The 15,860-nt window shown below is 60.3% G+C and carries 14 protein-coding genes; 6 read left to right on the top strand and 8 right to left on the bottom strand.

Annotation, left to right across the window (positions count from 1 at the left end; genetic code table 11):
* Positions 1-77: 77 nt before the first annotated feature.
* On the bottom strand, positions 78-806 hold the full coding sequence (locus ACTD9P_RS26665; protein ID WP_438870020.1) for a TraX family protein: 729 nt from the start codon (positions 804-806) through the stop codon (positions 78-80).
* A 90-nt stretch (positions 807-896) separates the two neighbouring features.
* Between ACTD9P_RS26665 and ACTD9P_RS26660 the strand changes: the two genes are divergently transcribed.
* The 3 genes from ACTD9P_RS26660 (at position 897) to ACTD9P_RS26650 (ending at position 2,992) form a co-directional block, all read left to right on the top strand.
* Positions 897-1,937 (top strand): threonine aldolase family protein, encoded by a 1,041-nt coding sequence (locus ACTD9P_RS26660; protein ID WP_438870019.1) that lies wholly within the window; start codon positions 897-899, stop codon positions 1,935-1,937.
* A 184-nt stretch (positions 1,938-2,121) separates the two neighbouring features.
* Positions 2,122-2,322, top strand: a complete 201-nt coding sequence (locus ACTD9P_RS26655) for a hypothetical protein (protein WP_219337608.1) — start codon at positions 2,122-2,124, stop codon at positions 2,320-2,322.
* A gap of 136 nt (positions 2,323-2,458) precedes the next feature.
* Positions 2,459-2,992 carry an REP-associated tyrosine transposase gene (locus ACTD9P_RS26650; RefSeq protein WP_438870018.1) on the top strand — a complete coding sequence of 178 codons (534 nt, stop codon included), beginning with the start codon at positions 2,459-2,461 and terminating at the stop codon, positions 2,990-2,992.
* 523 nt (positions 2,993-3,515) lie between these two features.
* On the opposite strand, the gene gbcB is transcribed toward ACTD9P_RS26650, so the two are convergent.
* A complete protein-coding gene (gene gbcB / locus ACTD9P_RS26645; RefSeq protein WP_138813546.1) occupies positions 3,516-4,616 on the bottom strand; it encodes a glycine betaine monooxygenase reductase subunit in 1,101 nt (366 codons plus the stop codon).
* Positions 4,617-4,899: 283 nt separating this feature from the next.
* Between gbcB and gbca the strand changes: the two genes are divergently transcribed.
* Positions 4,900-6,195, top strand: a complete 1,296-nt coding sequence (gene gbca, locus ACTD9P_RS26640; RefSeq protein ID WP_438870017.1) for a glycine betaine monooxygenase oxygenase subunit — start codon at positions 4,900-4,902, stop codon at positions 6,193-6,195.
* A 761-nt stretch (positions 6,196-6,956) separates the two neighbouring features.
* Here the strand turns inward: gbca and etfB are convergent.
* The 6 genes from etfB to ACTD9P_RS26610 all read right to left on the bottom strand — a co-directional run bounded on the left by etfB (position 6,957) and on the right by ACTD9P_RS26610 (position 14,693).
* Positions 6,957-7,727: an electron transfer flavoprotein subunit beta gene (etfB, locus tag ACTD9P_RS26635; RefSeq protein ID WP_438870016.1), complete on the bottom strand. Its 771-nt coding sequence runs from the start codon at positions 7,725-7,727 to the stop codon at positions 6,957-6,959.
* Between the two features lie 10 nt (positions 7,728-7,737).
* A complete protein-coding gene (etfA, locus tag ACTD9P_RS26630) occupies positions 7,738-8,958 on the bottom strand; it encodes an electron transfer flavoprotein subunit alpha (protein ID WP_438870015.1) in 1,221 nt (406 codons plus the stop codon).
* A complete protein-coding gene (dgcB, locus tag ACTD9P_RS26625) occupies positions 8,955-10,901 on the bottom strand; it encodes a dimethylglycine demethylation protein DgcB (RefSeq protein ID WP_438870014.1) in 1,947 nt (648 codons plus the stop codon). Before dgcB ends, etfA begins: the two co-directional genes overlap by 4 nt.
* Positions 10,902-11,038: 137 nt before the next feature.
* Positions 11,039-13,099, bottom strand: coding sequence for a dimethylglycine demethylation protein DgcA (dgcA, locus tag ACTD9P_RS26620; RefSeq protein ID WP_219269685.1), 2,061 nt, complete (start codon positions 13,097-13,099; stop codon positions 11,039-11,041).
* A gap of 16 nt (positions 13,100-13,115) precedes the next feature.
* Positions 13,116-13,646, bottom strand: a complete 531-nt coding sequence (locus ACTD9P_RS26615; protein WP_099550381.1) for a DUF5943 domain-containing protein — start codon at positions 13,644-13,646, stop codon at positions 13,116-13,118.
* 69 nt (positions 13,647-13,715) lie between these two features.
* Positions 13,716-14,693: a dipeptidase gene (locus ACTD9P_RS26610; RefSeq protein ID WP_016972866.1), complete on the bottom strand. Its 978-nt coding sequence runs from the start codon at positions 14,691-14,693 to the stop codon at positions 13,716-13,718.
* 219 nt (positions 14,694-14,912) lie between these two features.
* On the opposite strand from ACTD9P_RS26610, the gene ACTD9P_RS26605 reads away from it, so the two are divergent.
* Both ACTD9P_RS26605 and ACTD9P_RS26600 read left to right on the top strand, forming a co-directional pair.
* Positions 14,913-15,314 (top strand): lysozyme inhibitor LprI family protein, encoded by a 402-nt coding sequence (locus ACTD9P_RS26605; protein WP_017139363.1) that lies wholly within the window; start codon positions 14,913-14,915, stop codon positions 15,312-15,314.
* 40 nt (positions 15,315-15,354) lie between these two features.
* On the top strand, positions 15,355-15,771 hold the full coding sequence (locus ACTD9P_RS26600; protein ID WP_438870013.1) for a DUF3010 family protein: 417 nt from the start codon (positions 15,355-15,357) through the stop codon (positions 15,769-15,771).
* Positions 15,772-15,860 lie beyond the last annotated feature (89 nt).

The following is a 15,860-nucleotide window of genomic DNA, read 5'->3' as shown; positions in this document are numbered from 1 at the left end:
CGCGAAGGCGGTGAGTCAGCTTGCACATGTATTGGCTGACCCACCGCCTTCGCGAGCAAGCCCGCTCCCACAAGGGGTTAGGCGAGAGCCTGGCGGACGAGTAATAGCAACAGAAAATGCAGCGGATACAGCGCATACGCCCAGCGGCGCATGGCCGGTGGCGAGGCGTTTTTGGCATGTCGCAACAAGAACAAACCCGCCAATGGCGCAATCAGGCAAGCGGCCAACCCCAGAAGCGCCACAGGCGTGCCGCTATTGAGCAGGATCTGCCACTGATTACCGGCCAGGCAGACCAAACCCGGCAAAAGGCTGAAATACCAAGGGCGGCGAAACACCAGCAGCATCGCCAGCGGCAGCAACACACCGAAAAACCCGAACATCAGCTGACTGGAAAATACCGCGCCGGCCGCCAGGGCAATCAGCGCCAATCCTCGATCAAACAGCGCCTTCTGCTGCCATCCTCGGGCAACCAGCAACCCCAGCGCCAACGTCGGCAAGACGTTCAACGTATCGGCATCCTCGATAAACAGCCGGTAGGGCACTTCACTGAGCACACTGAACAGCAACAGCCAGCCCAGGTAGCGCCATTGGCCGGTCACGGGAGCATGGGCGACCCGGTGCAAATTGGCTGCAATCGCCAGGCAAAACCACGGAAACGCCAGGCGCCCCGGCACGTACAGGCCGTCCAGGCTCAAACCGACATAACGCAAATGGTCGAGTACCATGCTCATCAGCGCCAGCCACTTGAGCAAATCCAGTGCGCCATCGCGGACGCGTCCGACAGCCAACGTGTGTGTACCGTGCATAATTCCCCAGTGACTTTGCATTTACAGTGCGTGCGCACCCGCGACAATCTTGGTTACAGTGCGCACCAACATCGACCACAGGAATGGGCCATGACTGACAAGAGCCAACAATTCGCCAGCGACAACTATTCCGGCATCTGTCCGGAAGCCTGGGCCGCCATGGAACAAGCCAACCAGGGCCATCAACGCGCCTACGGCGATGATGAGTGGACCCACCGTGCCGCCGACGGTTTCCGCAATTTGTTCGAAACCGACTGCGAAGTGTTCTTCGCCTTCAACGGCACCGCCGCCAATTCCCTGGCGCTGTCTTCGCTGTGCCAGAGCTACCATAGCGTGATTTGCTCGGAAACCGCCCACGTCGAAACCGACGAATGCGGCGCGCCGGAGTTTTTCTCCAACGGCTCCAAGCTGCTCACCGCACGCACCGAAAACGGCAAGCTGACCCCGGAATCAATCCGCGAGATCGCCCTCAAGCGCCAGGACATCCACTACCCCAAACCGCGCGTGGTCACCCTCACCCAAGCCACGGAAGTGGGCAGCGTGTACACCCCGGAAGAAATCCGCGCCATCAGCGTCACCTGCAAAGAGCTGGGCCTGAACCTGCACATGGACGGCGCGCGCTTCTCCAATGCCTGCGCGTTCCTCGGCTGCTCGCCGGCCGATCTGACCTGGAAAGCCGGCGTGGACGTGCTGTGTTTCGGCGGCACCAAAAACGGCATGGCCGTGGGCGAAGCCATCCTGTTCTTCAACCACAAACTGGCTGAAGACTTCGATTACCGTTGCAAACAGGCCGGCCAACTGGCCTCGAAAATGCGCTTTCTCTCCGCGCCATGGGTGGGCCTGCTGGAAAACGACGCCTGGCTCAAACACGCCCGCCACGCCAACCACTGCGCGCAATTGCTCAGCAGCCTGGTGGCGGACATTTCCGGCGTGGAACTGATGTTCCCGGTACAGGCCAACGGCGTGTTCCTGCAACTCTCGGAACCGGCCATTGCGGCGCTGACGGCCAAGGGCTGGCGCTTCTACACCTTCATCGGCAAAGGTGGCGCACGGTTCATGTGTGCGTGGGATACAGAGGAAGATCGTGTAAGAGAATTAGCCGCAGACATCAGGGAAGTGATGAACGCTTAAGTCTTACGAGTACTGGCGCATTGCCGAGACTGTTATTTGTTGTTTCTGACAGCATCACAGCCCAATTTCATCGACTAGCCTCTTGGAACCCGAAAGGAAAACGCCGCTGCAGCGGCCACCTTTCGGGAACCACTGCCTGCCGAATAATCGGCCGGAAACGGAAATCCAGCAGAGAGCTAAACCTATGGAATATCAATGCGACGGCAATAACCTCAGAATCGACGGCACTACCAGCACCACCGTCATCGACTGGGATGAATTCCGGAAGATCGCCAACGTCGGCGATACCATCCGCGAACCATCGAGGACACTGAGGATCTACGACAAGTCCTATGAATTGACAGCATCAGGCCAGCACTTTGTCGTGCATGTCTACGCGCAGTAACCGTTAACGAGCCCGCCTCACAGACTCATGACCTGCGACGCGGCCTTGGCTGACTTTGATCGTTCCCACGCTCTGCGTGGGAATGCCTCCCCCGACGCTGCGCGTCCAACCCGCACCCAGATTCAAGGACGAATCCATGGGCAGAAGCCGCTACGTCATCACCGAACCTGAAAAGCCGCACTTCCTCACCTGCACCGTCATGGAATGGCTGCCGCTGTTCACCCGTGACTACATCGTTGGTCATCTTTTGGACTGCTGGCGATATCAACAAAACCAACATGCCTTAAATCTCTTCGGCTACGTCGTTCTCGAAAACCACCTGCACTTCCTCGCTCAGGCCCCCGACCTCGACAAGTGCGTGAGCCAATTCAAATCCTTTACCGCCCGTACCATCATTGATGATTTGCAGCGCCGAGGCGCAGAGCGTTTATTACAACGCCTGCGGTTCAGCAAAAGGGCGCACAAGGCAGACCGGGTTTATCAACTTTGGCAGGAAGGCTCACACGCTGAGTTGGTGTACAGCGAGGGGGTGATGCACCAAAAGCTTGATTACATTCACCACAACCCGGTGAAACGAGGATATGTGGACTTAGCCGAACACTGGCGGTATTCCAGTGCACGCAACTACGCAGGGCAAGAAGGACTCATCGAAATTCAACAGTGGCACTAGTGCTCGTTCCCACGCTCTGCGTGGGAACGCCTCCTGGGGCGCTCCGCGTCCCGTCCTGTGGGCATGGCTTGAATGCCGGGCACTTTGTGACGCGGAGCGTCACGGGCTGCATTCCCACGCGGAGCGTGGGAACGATCGGGGTGGCTCACTCAACCAACTCGTTCCCACGCTCTGCGTGGGAATGCCTCCTGGGGCGCTCCGTGTCCCGTCCTGTGGGCATGGCTTGAATGCCGGGCACTTTGTGACGCGGAGCGTCACGGGCTGCATTCCCACGCGGAGCGTGGGAACGATCGGGATGGCTCACTCAACCAACTCGTTCCCACGCTCTGCGTGGGAACGCCTCCTGGGGCGCTCCGCGTCCCGTCCTGTGGGCATGGCTTGAATCCCGGGCACTTTGTGACGCGGAGCGTCACGGGCTGCATTCCCACGCGGAGCGTGGGAATGATCGGGGTGGCTCACTCAACCAACTCGTTCCCACGCTCTGCGTGGGAATGCCTCCAGGGACGCTCCGCGTCCCGTCCTATTAGAACTCGATGCGTACGTCGCCTTTCGGCACGCTGCAGCACGACAGGATGTAGCCTTCGGCTTCGTCTTCCTCGGTGATCCCGCCGTTGTGGTCCATCTCGACCTCCCCGCCCAGCTTCATGACCTTGCAGGTTCCACAAATACCCATGCCGCACGCTTTGGGTATCAGCAGGCCAAGCTTGGCCGCAGCCGCGTGCACGGTTTCGCCCGGTGCCACACGAATGCTTTTGCCGGAGGCGATAAATTCCACTTGGTGCAGGTCCGCCAGGTCGACCTCTGGTGCATCAGCCGCTTGCTCGGCCTGTTCCACCGCATCGGCACGGGCTTCCGGCGGCGTGGCGCCGAAGGACTCCTCGTGATAGCGCGTCATGTCAAAGCCGGCGGCCTCCAGCAGGCGTTTTACCGCGCTCATGTACGGCGTAGGGCCGCAGCAGAACACTTCGCGCTCAAGGAAGTCCGGCACCATCAATTCCAGCATCTTGTGGTTCAGGTAACCGCGATAACCCGCCCAGGGCTCGCCCAGCCCGTGTTTTTCACAGATCAGGTGCAGGCTGAAGTTGTCGATCCGCGACGCCATGTGTTCCAGCTCGCGGTGGTAAATGATGTCTTTGGGCGAGCGGGCGCTGTGGATAAAGGTCATGTCGACATTCGCGTTGGTGTCGTAGAACCAGCGCGCCATGGACATTACCGGCGTGATGCCGACGCCGCCACTGAGGTACAGCACTTTGGGGCTTGGGAAGTCGATGGCATTGAACAGCCCGACCGGCCCGTGTACCGCCAGCTCCTGGCCTTCATGCAGGGTGTCGTGCAGCCAATTGGAAACCCGCCCGCCCGGCACCCGCTTGATGGTCACCGAGAAGCTGTACGGCACCGACGGCGAACTGGAAATGGTGTACGAGCGCATGATCGGCTGGCCTTCGATCTCCAGCTCCAGGGTGACGAACTGCCCCGGCTTGAAAAAGAACAGAATCGGCTGGTCGGCCATGAAGCAAAAGGTGCGCACGTCCCAGGTTTCCTGGATGACTTTGACGCAACGGACGATGTGCCGACCATTGGCCCAGGTCTGGGTGGTTACCGGGTTCAGGAAATTGTTGGACATGCTTGCTCTCCACTGCCGATGCTCGGCTTTATGGTGGCGATTCTGCGTAACGCCGCAACCGCCCATTTACCTATCTGCGACATTCACATACTTATCGCGACCAGCCCCCATACCACGGGGCTTGCGCGTCGGGATCAGAGTGGGCCATGTCGTTAATGGACAAGGTTCTGGTGTTCGGCGGCCCCACACTCGCTCCCAACAACGACGCTTTCTTTACGCCTTGCTGCAAAACCTGATTAGCCACTTTCGCCGGCCACACAGAATGGCCATGAGGACACACACGATGGACGTCACCGCAACCTTAAGCTTGGGCGATCCGCTGGAACCCGCACGCAAGGCCACCGCGCAAATGCTGCAAGAGCGCGAGCGCACTTTTTCGCTGCCGCAGCCGTTCTACTCTGATGAGCGGTTGTTTGATATCGACATGCAGGAGATCTTCCAGAAAGAGTGGTTGATCGCCGGCATGACCTGCGAGATCCCTGCCAAGGGCAACTACGTCACCCTGCAAATCGGCAAGAACCCGATCATCGTGATCCGTGGCGCCGACGGCGTGGTGCATGCCTTCCATAACGTGTGCCGCCACCGGGGTTCGCGCTTGTGCACCAGCGACAAGGGCAAGGTCGCCAAGCTTGTCTGCCACTACCACCAGTGGACCTACGAGCTGGACGGCCGCCTGCTGTTCGCCGGCACCGAGATGGGCGCCGACTTCGACATGAAGCAGTACGGTTTGAAGCCTGTGAACGTGAAAACGGCTGGCGGCTACATTTTCATCAGCCTGGCCGAAAACCCGCCGGCCATCGATGACTTCCTGTCGACGTTGAACCACTACATGGAACCGTACGACATGGAGAACACCAAGGTGGCGATTCAAACCACCTTGTTCGAAAAGGCCAACTGGAAGCTGGTGCTGGAAAACAACCGCGAGTGCTACCACTGCAACGCATCGCACCCGGAACTGCTGAAAACCCTGCTGGAATGGGATGACGTCACCGACCCGCGTGCCGATCAGGCCTTCAAGGACCACGTTGCCGCCTCCGCCGCTGCGTGGGACGCCGAAAAGATCCCTTACGCCCACGCCAGCTTCGGCCTGCGTAACCGCATCGTGCGCATGCCGCTGCTCAAAGGCACCGTGTCGATGACCCTGGACGGCAAACAAGGCTGCGCCAAGCTCATGGGCCGCATCAAGAACCCGGACCTGGGCTCGATGCGCATCCTGCACCTGCCGCATTCGTGGAACCACTGCATGGGCGACCACATCATCGTGTTCACCGTGTGGCCGATCAGCGCCCAGGAAACCATGGTCACCACCAAATGGATCGTGCACAAGGACGCCGTGGAAGGTGTGGACTACGACGTGGAGCGTATGCGCCAGGTCTGGGACGCCACCAATGACCAGGACCGCCGCCTGGCCGAAGAGAACCAGCGTGGGATCAACTCCACCGCGTACCAGCCAGGCCCGTACTCCAAGACTTATGAGTTTGGTGTGGTGAACTTTGTCGATTGGTACAGCGAGCGCTTGTTGAACAACCTGGGCGCGGCGCCTGCGCCTTACCTCAAGGGTGTAGCGGCGCACGAATAACTGACACACCCAAGATCAAACTGTGGGAGCGGCGGTGCGACGATTCGACTTGCTCGCGAATGCGGTGGTTCAGCCATGAATGAATTGACTGATACACCGCCTTCGCGAGCAAGCCCACTCCCACATTTGGCTCAGCTGACTGTTCAAAAATTGATCAGAACCCTTACAGCCCTTTGCCACCCTACCCTTCAGCCTTCGCCCAACAACTTATCCACAGAGCCACCCACAGCAATTGTGGGCAAGTGTGCTCAACCCTCGAAATTAACTGAAGAAAATCCGTGACTTATTCAAGTCGTGTGGTTTTAGCCATATCTGATCACTTATTGAACAATCTCCTGAAAGCCACTGAATACGTGGCCTACAGCAGTACGCGAACACCTTATCCACAGAAGAACCAACAGACTTTGGGGGCAACTTCGCCAGCCTTGTGGAAAACCACCTCAAACCTTCATAAATCGGGGCATTCAGGGATTTCAGCGAGCCAGCAATCCGAATTGATCATATTTTGATCAAGTCACTGAAAGCCTTTATTTACACGACCCGCAGCCGAGAGCGAACATCTTATCCACAGAAGCGCCAACAGACTTTGGGGGCAAGTTTGTGCAGGGTTTCAAACTTACCCAGGAAAAAACCCAAGCAAAAACCGTCAGTTAGCCTGGTTGTTTTTGGTACAGAGGGCTGCAGGGCTTGATTAGCCGGGGGTGTGGACAACCGCGAACAGGTTATCCACAGGCGGATCAACAGGGATTGTGGGTAATCCTTTAGCGCACCACGCCTTCTTCGATGAGTAGCTTCAGAATCGCTTCCGCGCCCGCTTCAGGGGTAAGCCCCTTGAGCACCTGCCCACCGCCGCCACTGGCCTTGGCAGTCGCCGCCTTCATGCGATCGGCGCCGCTCTTGGCCTTGATCACCTTGAGGCGCTTGGGCCGGGGTTTGGCCGGTTGCAACACCGCGCCTGTGAATAACTCATCGTGTTCAACCTCGACCTCATGGGCCGCCAGCTCACCGCGCTGCGCCGGGCCATAGGCGCTTTGCCGTGGTTTGGGCGCGGCGTTATCCACAGTCGCCAGAAACGGCAGGCGCACCTTCAGGCGCCGCCGCTGCCCGCGCGGCAAGGCTTGCAGCACATGGGCAATGCCGCCGTCGATAGACTCGACCTGCGCCAGCCCGACGATCAACGGCCAACCCAATTGCTCGGCCAACAGAAACGGCAACATGCCCGAGCCTTCGCCGGTTTCCGCCTGGCTGCCGGTGAGCACCACGTGGGCGCCGGCCTCGCGCAGATAATCACTGAGCACCGGCAAGGCGTCGCTGCCCGCCGGCTGTTCCAGCACATGCAACTGCGGCAGGCCCATGCCCAGATAGCTGCGCAACGTCGGCTCGTTAACGTCACCGGCATGCAGCACCTGCAAACTATCCCCAGCCAGCTGCATGCCCAGTTCGACGGCGCGGGCATCTTGCTCGGCACGGCGTGGGCGGCCGGAGGTCGGGTGGGCGCCGATGGACACCAGGCTGATTACATTCGTGGTCATGGTCATGTCCTTAAGCCGCATCGCGCTTGGCGCCGTTGCGGTACACCTGCACCGCCTCGATCAAGGCTTGCAGAATCGCGGCGCTTTCGCCGATCACCGACAGGTCGGCACGCTTGATCATGTCGCAGCCAGGGTCGAGGTTGATCGCCACCACCTTGTCGCAGGCACCAATGCCTTGCAGGTGCTGGATCGCCCCGGAAATACCCACGGCCACATAAACCCGTGCCGTGACCCAGGTGCCGCTGGCACCGACCTGGCGATCACGCGCCATAAAGCCATCATCCACTGCCACCCGTGACGCGCCTTCGGTGGCGCCCAGGGCGGCGGCGGTCTGGTGGAACAGTGCCCAATCTTTTACGCCATTGCCGCCAGAGAAAATAAACTCCGCCTCGGCCATCGGAATCGCCCCAGGGTCCACCGCCACGGCGCCGAGATCCTCGATGCGCGGCAAACTGCGCGCCAAGGCTGTGGATAACTCCACGGGCAAGGCTTCGTGACGGGTTTCGCTGACCGGCTCGGCGCATTCCACCGCTGCCAGAATCAGGCGCGGCAGTGGCCGGGCCAGATCCTGCTGGCCAGCACCGGCGCGGCCTATGCACTCTTCGCCCTTGATCTGCCAGACGCGTGTAGCTGGGCGCTCTTTGAGGCTCGCGGCAAAACGCCGGCCCAATTCGCCGCCGCCACTGCGACTGTCGGGCAGCAACCAATGGCGTGGGTTGAACTGGTTATCCACAGCCCGCAAGCCCTGGACGCGTTGCTCCGGTGAATAACCCTCGAACTCGTGGCCTTCCAACACCAGCAGGCGGTCGACGCCCGCCGTGGCAAAAGCACTTTCTTTGTGTTCGCCAAACACCACCGCCAGTACCGCGCCGTCGCTGCCGGCAAGTTGCCGGGCCAGGCCGAGCAAGTCGCGGTCGTGGCTGCTCAAACGGCCGCCAACCATGTCCGGCACCACGTTGATATAGAACGCCGGCGCTGGCACCTGGTGCAGCGGCAACTGCACTTGCACCGCCGCCGAGCGCTTGGCCGCGCCGCCCTGCTGGGCGCCGCTGCGGTCGATACGCTTGATGCCGTTTGGGCCGATAAACCCCACGCCATGTACATTTTTGCGCATGACGCCGTTCGGCCCCATCCAGCTGTGTTGCACCGGCTGCATGGCCGCGTGCAACGGGTGCAGGCGGTTTCGGGCGATCCATTCGGCCCGTGGGTCGCGGCGGATAATGTCGCTCATAAGTGCACCTGCGCAGGTTGACGCTTGATGGGTGCCTTGGCCGGTGTGGCGTCTTCAAGCAACGCGTCGGCGACCAGTTCAGCGATGTCCTTGATCAGTGGCCGTGGCTCGACCACGCCCTCAAGCATCGCGGTGCACTGCGGGCAACCTACAGCGACCAGCTCGGCACCGGTTTCGCGGATGTCGTCCATGCGCATATCCGGGATCCGCTGCTTGCCGGGAATATCGGTGATCGGCGCACCGCCACCGCCGCCGCAGCAGCGTGAACGGAAGCCCGAGCGTTGCATTTCCTTGACCTCGATACCCAACGCCCGCAGCACTTGGCGCGGTGCCTCATATTCGCCGTTGTAGCGGCCCAGGTAACACGGGTCGTGATAGGTCACGCTGTTGCCCTTGTGCTGGCCCAGGTTCAGCGCGCCCTCGCCGATCAGTTCGGCCATAAAGGTGCTGTGGTGCTGCACGGCATAGTGACCGTTGAAGGCGCCGTATTCGTTTTTCAGCACGTGGAAGCTATGCGGGTCGCAGGTGACGATGCGTTTGAAGCTGTACTTGGCCAGGGTCTGGATGTTGCGTGTGGCCAGCAGTTGGAACGTGGCCTCATCACCCAGGCGCCGCGCTACGTCGCCGCTGTCGCGCTCTTCCAGGCCGAGCACGGCAAAGTCGACCTTGGCCGCTTTGAGCACTTTGACGAAGGCGCGCAGGGTGCGTTGGTTACGCATGTCGAAAGCACCGTCGCCGACCCAGAACAGCACGTCGGCGCTGCCTTTTTCGCTGAGCAAGGGCAGGTTCAGGTCTGCCGCCCAGTTGAGGCGACCGCCCGGTGCGAAGCCGCCGGGGTTGTCGGTGGCGATCAGGTTTTCCAGGACTTCGGCGCCCTTGTTCGGCGTGGCGCCTTTTTCCAGGGTGAGGTGGCGGCGCATATCGACGATGGCGTCGACGTGCTCGATCATCATCGGGCACTCTTCCACGCAGGCGCGGCAGGTGGTGCACGACCACAGGGTTTCAGCGTCGACCAGGCCGTTGACGATCGGCTGGTGCGGGTTGCCGCCATGCTCGCCGATGGCCTTGCCAGGGTACGGGCTGCCGGCGAACTTGGCATCGGTGCCACCGGCCAGGCCGACCACCATGTCCTGGATGAGTTTTTTCGGGTTCAACGGCTGGCCGGCAGCGAACGCCGGGCACGCGGCTTCGCACTTGCCGCACTGTACGCAGGCGTCGAAGCCGAGCAGTTGGTTCCAGGTAAAATCCTTGGGTTTTTCCACGCCCAATGGCGCGGTTTTATCGCTGAGGTCGAGCGGCTTCAAACCGGTGGAGCGGCCGCCGCCAAAACGCTCGGCGCGCCGGTGCCAGGCCAGGTGCAGGGCACCGGCGAAAGCGTGCTTCATCGGCCCGCCCCAGGTCATGCCGAAGAACATTTCGCTCACGCCCCACAGCACGCCCACGCTCAACAGTGCTGCAAGCAGCCAACCGCCGAAGTCGGCGGGCAGAATCCCGGCCACCGGCAAGGTCACCAGAAAGAAGCTCACCGAGAACGCCATGAGGCTTTTCGGCAGGCGCATCCACGGGCCTTTCGACAGGCGTGATGGCGGGTTACGCCGACGCAGGTACACGAAGGTGGCGCCGACAAACATCAGCACCGAGGCCAGCAGCAACGCATAGCCGAGGATACGGTTATGCAGGCCAAAACCGTGCACCAAAATCGCCAGCAACGCCGACAGCACAAAGCCCAGGGCGGTGGCGACGTGGGTATTGGCGATGTATTTGTCGCGGGCCACCACGTGGTGCAGGTCGACCATGTAGCGCTTGGGCATGGCCAGCAGGCCGCCCAGCAAGTCGACCTTGGAAGCACGCCCACGGCGCCACATATTCACCCGGCGCAGGGCGCCGAGGGCGGCGAGGCCCAGGGCAGCAAAGAGCAGGATGGGAAGAAGGATGTTCAACATGGTGAAGCTCCCACAATGATCGTCCCCACGCTCTGCGTGGGGATGCATCCTGTGACGCTCTGCGTCACGACCTTAAGAGCGGACGCAGAGCGTCCAGGGCAGCATTCCCACGCAGAGCGTGGGAACGATCAGGTGCGTCAGAAATCCTTGCACAAGCGCAGGGCGTCATAGATCGCGGCGTGGGTATTACGCTGCGCCACACAGTCACCGATGCGGAACAGCAAGTAGCCGTCACCCGCCTCGCTCAAGCACGGCTGCGGCTTGATCGCGAACAAGGCTTCAACATCGATCTGGCCCTTGTTGCGTGAACCTTCCTTGAGCCCGTAATAAATGGCCTCGTCCGGTCGCACGCCGTTCTCGACCACCACCTGGTCAACCACGCGCTCTTCCTTGGCGCCGGTGTATTCGTTCTCCAGCACCGCCACCAGCTTGTCGCCTTCGCGGTAGACCTTTTCCAGCATCATGTCGCCGGTCATGATCACTTCTTTGGGGTACATGCTGCGGTAGTAAGTCGGGAACGACGTACCGCCAATCGCCACGCCTGGCTTGATGTCGTCGGTGACGATTTCCACCTGGCTGCCTTTGTCGGCCAGGAAGTCGGCCACCGACATGCCGGTGAACTCGCAGATGGTGTCGTACACCAGCACGTTCTTGCCCGGCGCAACTTTGCCGTCGAGCACGTCCCAACTGCTGACCACCAGGCCTTCAGCGGCGCCCCAATGTTCGTTCTGCTCGATATTCGGATGGCCGCCCACCGCCAGCACCACCACATCCGGGCGCAGGTCGAGGATGGTCTCGGCATCCGCCGCCACACCCAGGCGCAGGTCGACTTTCAAACGCGCCAGCTCCAGCTGGAACCAGCGGGTGATGCCGGCGATCTGGTCACGCTGCGGAGCTTTGGAGGCGGTGGTGATTTGCCCGCCGATAAACTCTTTCTTCTCAAACAGGGTCACGTCGTGGCCACGTTCGGCCGCCACGCGTGCAGCTTCCATCCCGGCCGGGCCGGCACCGACCACCACGACCTTGCGTTTGACCCCGGTGGACTTCTCGATGATGTGCGGCACGCCCATGTATTCACGGGAGGTCGCGGCGTTCTGGATGCACAGCACGTCCAGCCCTTGGTACTGACGGTCGATGCAGTAGTTGGCGCCGACACACTGTTTGATCTGGTCGATCTGGCCCATCTTGATCTTGGCGATCAGGTGCGGGTCGGCGATGTGCGCACGGGTCATGCCGACCATGTCCACATAGCCGCCTTCCAGAATGCGTGTGGCCTGGTTCGGGTCCTTGATGTTCTGTGCGTGCAGCACCGGAACCTTGACCACTTCCTTGATACCGGCCGCCAGGTGCAGGAACGGCTCCGGCGGGTAGCTCATGTTGGGGATCACGTTGGCCAGGGTGTTGTGGGTGTCGCAACCCGAACCCACCACGCCGATAAAATCGAGCATGCCGGTGTCGTCGTAATACTTGGCGATCTGCTTCATGTCCTCGTGGGACAAGCCGTCCGGGTGGAACTCGTCACCACACAGGCGCATGCCCACGCAAAAGTCGTCACCGACCTCGGCGCGCACGGCCTTGAGCACTTCCAGGCCGAACTTCATGCGGCCCTCGAAGGTGCCGCCCCATTCGTCGGTACGTTTGTTGACCCGTGGGCTCCAGAACTGGTCGATCATGTGCTGGTGCACGGCGGACAGTTCCACACCGTCCAGGCCACCGGCCTTGGCGCGTTTGGCGGCGCTGGCGTAATTGCCGATCACACGCCAGATCTCTTCCGGCTCGATGGTCTTGCAGGTGGCGCGGTGCACCGGTTCACGCACGCCGGACGGCGACATCAGGGTTGGCCAGTTAAAGCCGTCCCAACGCGAGCGACGGCCCATATGGGTAATCTGGATCATGATCTTGGCGCCATGCTTGTGCATGGCGTCGGCCAGGTTCTGAAAGTGCGGGATGATGCGGTCGGTGGACAGGTTCACCGAACTCCACCATTCCTGCGGGCTGTCGATGGCAACCACCGAGGAGCCGCCACAGATCGCCAGGCCGATACCGCCCTTGGCTTTCTCTTCGTAGTACTTCACATAGCGGTCGGTGGTCATGCCGCCGTCGGTGGCATACACCTCGGCGTGGGCGGTACTGAGCACGCGGTTGCGGATGGTCAGTTTGCCGATCTGGATCGGCGCAAACATTGCTTCGAAAGCCATGGCACGGTTCCTCGACTTATAACGGCTTGACGGTGAACAGGCCGTCGTCGTGGCCCTCTTCGGAGCCTCCGTAGACTTGCTCGGCGACAGTACGAATTTTGCTGCCGCGCGCTTGCAGAATCTGGTCCATGGCACCGGCAAACCAGCCGGTGAACATGTAGTCCACCTTGCGCCCGACCTTGCCGTACACGTAGACAAACGCCGAGTGTTCGAGCTTGACGCTGGCGGTGCCTTTGTCGAGGTCGATGTCCTGGATCTTGAACAGGCCCCAGCCGCGTTGCGACAGGCGCTTCATGTAGTGCTCGAACACCGCAACGCCTTCCAGGCCGTGGCATTCAGCCTCTTTTTCACACCAGTGCCAGGCGGATTTGTAGCCGGCCTTGTAGAGAATTTCGGCGTAGGCATCGCTGCCCAGCACTTCTTCAATACCCATGTGGTTGTTGACGAAGAAATGGCGCGGCACGTACAGCATTGGCAAGGCGTCGGAGGTCCATACACCGGTTTCACTGTCGACTTCGATAGGCAATTGCGGGGCGATTTTGGCCATGGAAACTTAACTCCAGAAAATTCTTGGTAGTGCCCCCGACACGAACGGCCGGGGGAGAAATGCGGTGGCTTATTCGCCCCAGACGTCCTTGAGGACGTTGACCCAGTTCTCGCCCATGATCTTGCGCACCACGCGTTCGCTGTGGCCGCGCTTGAGCAATGTCTCGGTGAGGTTGGGGAACTCGCCCACGGTGCGGATACCCAGCGGGTTGATGATCTTGCCAAAGCTGGTCAGGCGGCGGGCGTAACCCTTGTCATGGGTCAGCATTTCGAAGAAATCCTGGCCATGGCCCTGGGTGAAGTCGGTGCCGATGCCGATGGCGTCTTCGCCGACGATGTTCATGGTGTATTCGATGGCTTCGGCGTAGTCGTCGATGGTCGAATCGATGCCCTTGGCCAGGAACGGCGCGAACATGGTCACGCCAACAAAACCGCCATGGTCGGCAATGAACTTGAGTTCTTCATCGGACTTGTTGCGCGGGTGTTCTTTAAGGCCCGACGGCAGGCAGTGGGAGTAGCACACCGGCTTTTTCGATTCGAGGATGACTTCTTCACTGGTCTTGGAACCGACGTGGGACAGGTCGCACATGATGCCGACACGGTTCATCTCGCCGACGACTTCGCGACCAAAGCCCGACAGCCCGCCGTCACGCTCATAGCAACCGGTGCCGACCAGATTCTGGGTGTTGTAGCACATCTGCACCACGCCCACGCCGAGCTGCTTGAAGATCTCGACGTAGCCCAACTGGTCTTCAAACGCATGGGCGTTCTGGAAGCCGAAGATGATGCCGGTTTTGCCTTGTTCTTTGGCTTTGCGAATGTCGGCGGTGGTTTTTACCGGGATCACCAGGTCGCTGTTTTCACGGATCAGGGTCTGGCTGGCAACGATGTTGTTGATCGTGGCCTGGAAGCCTTCCCACACCGACACCGTGCAGTTGGCGGCGGTGAGGCCACCTTTGCGCATGTCTTCGAACAGGTCGCGGTTCCACTTGGCAATAATCAGACCGTCGATAACGATGCTGTCGGCGTGCAACTCGGCTGGGCTCATCAGGCGTCCCCTTATTGGCGATTCATGCGCCGAATCGTCTGCCGGCGCTTTGGGGCCAGCATATGCTCAGGGGCCGACGGAGCCGGGTGCAAAAACGACAGGGGAATTGCCGAAAGCGTCAATCAGCGACAAAGGCCTACATGACATAGCTGACAGGTGGCTGTTCTTTGTCCCACGCTTGAGCCAGAATTTGCTCATCACCTGATATGAGACGGCGCAATGAAATCGATTTTCCTGGCTTTGGCACTCATCGCAACCGGCGTTCACGCCGCCGAAGACACCGACAGCACGCCCTGCGATGGCATCGAAAACGACAAACAAACCCTGGAATGCGCCACCTATAACAAAACTACCGCCGAGCAATTGCTCAAGGATAACTACCAGGGCTTGCTCGAACGCATGGGTTCGACCTATGGCAGCAACAAGTCGCAACTGGCCGACATTACCGCTCGTCTGAAGGATGCCCAGCAAAAATGGGAGAAACTGCGTGATGCCGATTGCGCAGTCGACACCTTCCCGGCGGTGAATGGCAGCAAGGACTACGCGATTCAACAGAATGACTGCCTGGCGCGAATGAGTGATGAGCGGTCGGAGTTTTTGGAGTCGATTGGGCAGGAATAAGCGACAATCCCGTCACTTTTTCTCTGAAACCAGGCTATCCATGACTATCTGCGGCATCGAAATCAAAGGCAGCGAAGCCATCATCGCTGTCGCCTCCCTGCACACCCAGGCGCTGACCCATGTGGCCCTGGCCACCAAGAAAATCGCGCTTGAAGACGACGATGAGGCAGCCAACGTCAAAGCCTTCGCCGCCCAGGTGAAGGCGTTTGTGCAAGAAAACGCCATCACCCGCATCGCGATCAAGAAACGCAGCAAGAAAGGCGAATTCGCCGGTGGCCCAACCACGTTCAAGATTGAAGGGGTGTTTCAGTTACTCGACGGCGTTGAGGTGACGCTGCTGTCGCCGCAGACCATCAATGCGCAGAACAAGAAGCACGATTTTGAGCTGCCGACGACGCTGAACAAGTATCAGCACGAAGCCTACAAGGCAGCGTGCTCGGCCCTGGTTAAGAAATAAGCCACACCACCAATCCCCTGTGGGAGCGGGCTTGCTCGCGAAGGCGGTGTATCAGTAGGCATATCTGTTACTGACACACCGCCTTCGCG

The sequence above is a fragment of the Pseudomonas onubensis genome, from assembly GCF_965653655.1.
In the GTDB taxonomy this organism is placed as follows: Bacteria; Pseudomonadota; Gammaproteobacteria; order Pseudomonadales; family Pseudomonadaceae; genus Aquipseudomonas.
Note: the sequence above shows the minus strand (reverse complement) of the source record. Positions and strands in the feature narration are given on the sequence as shown.

What these genes read in the sequence shown, in the direction of transcription:
- ACTD9P_RS26665 (WP_438870020.1), bottom strand. Translation starts at nt 806, where the DNA reads ATGCACGGTACACACACGTTGGCTGTCGGACGCGTCCGCGATGGCGCA.
- ACTD9P_RS26660 (WP_438870019.1), top strand. Translation starts at nt 897, where the DNA reads ATGACTGACAAGAGCCAACAATTCGCCAGCGACAACTATTCCGGCATC.
- ACTD9P_RS26655 (WP_219337608.1), top strand. Translation starts at nt 2,122, where the DNA reads ATGGAATATCAATGCGACGGCAATAACCTCAGAATCGACGGCACTACC.
- ACTD9P_RS26650 (WP_438870018.1), top strand. Translation starts at nt 2,459, where the DNA reads ATGGGCAGAAGCCGCTACGTCATCACCGAACCTGAAAAGCCGCACTTC.
- gbcB (WP_138813546.1), bottom strand. Translation starts at nt 4,616, where the DNA reads ATGTCCAACAATTTCCTGAACCCGGTAACCACCCAGACCTGGGCCAAT.
- gbca (WP_438870017.1), top strand. Translation starts at nt 4,900, where the DNA reads ATGGACGTCACCGCAACCTTAAGCTTGGGCGATCCGCTGGAACCCGCA.
- etfB (WP_438870016.1), bottom strand. Translation starts at nt 7,727, where the DNA reads ATGACCACGAATGTAATCAGCCTGGTGTCCATCGGCGCCCACCCGACC.
- etfA (WP_438870015.1), bottom strand. Translation starts at nt 8,958, where the DNA reads ATGAGCGACATTATCCGCCGCGACCCACGGGCCGAATGGATCGCCCGA.
- dgcB (WP_438870014.1), bottom strand. Translation starts at nt 10,901, where the DNA reads ATGTTGAACATCCTTCTTCCCATCCTGCTCTTTGCTGCCCTGGGCCTC.
- dgcA (WP_219269685.1), bottom strand. Translation starts at nt 13,099, where the DNA reads ATGGCTTTCGAAGCAATGTTTGCGCCGATCCAGATCGGCAAACTGACC.
- ACTD9P_RS26615 (WP_099550381.1), bottom strand. Translation starts at nt 13,646, where the DNA reads ATGGCCAAAATCGCCCCGCAATTGCCTATCGAAGTCGACAGTGAAACC.
- ACTD9P_RS26610 (WP_016972866.1), bottom strand. Translation starts at nt 14,693, where the DNA reads ATGAGCCCAGCCGAGTTGCACGCCGACAGCATCGTTATCGACGGTCTG.
- ACTD9P_RS26605 (WP_017139363.1), top strand. Translation starts at nt 14,913, where the DNA reads ATGAAATCGATTTTCCTGGCTTTGGCACTCATCGCAACCGGCGTTCAC.
- ACTD9P_RS26600 (WP_438870013.1), top strand. Translation starts at nt 15,355, where the DNA reads ATGACTATCTGCGGCATCGAAATCAAAGGCAGCGAAGCCATCATCGCT.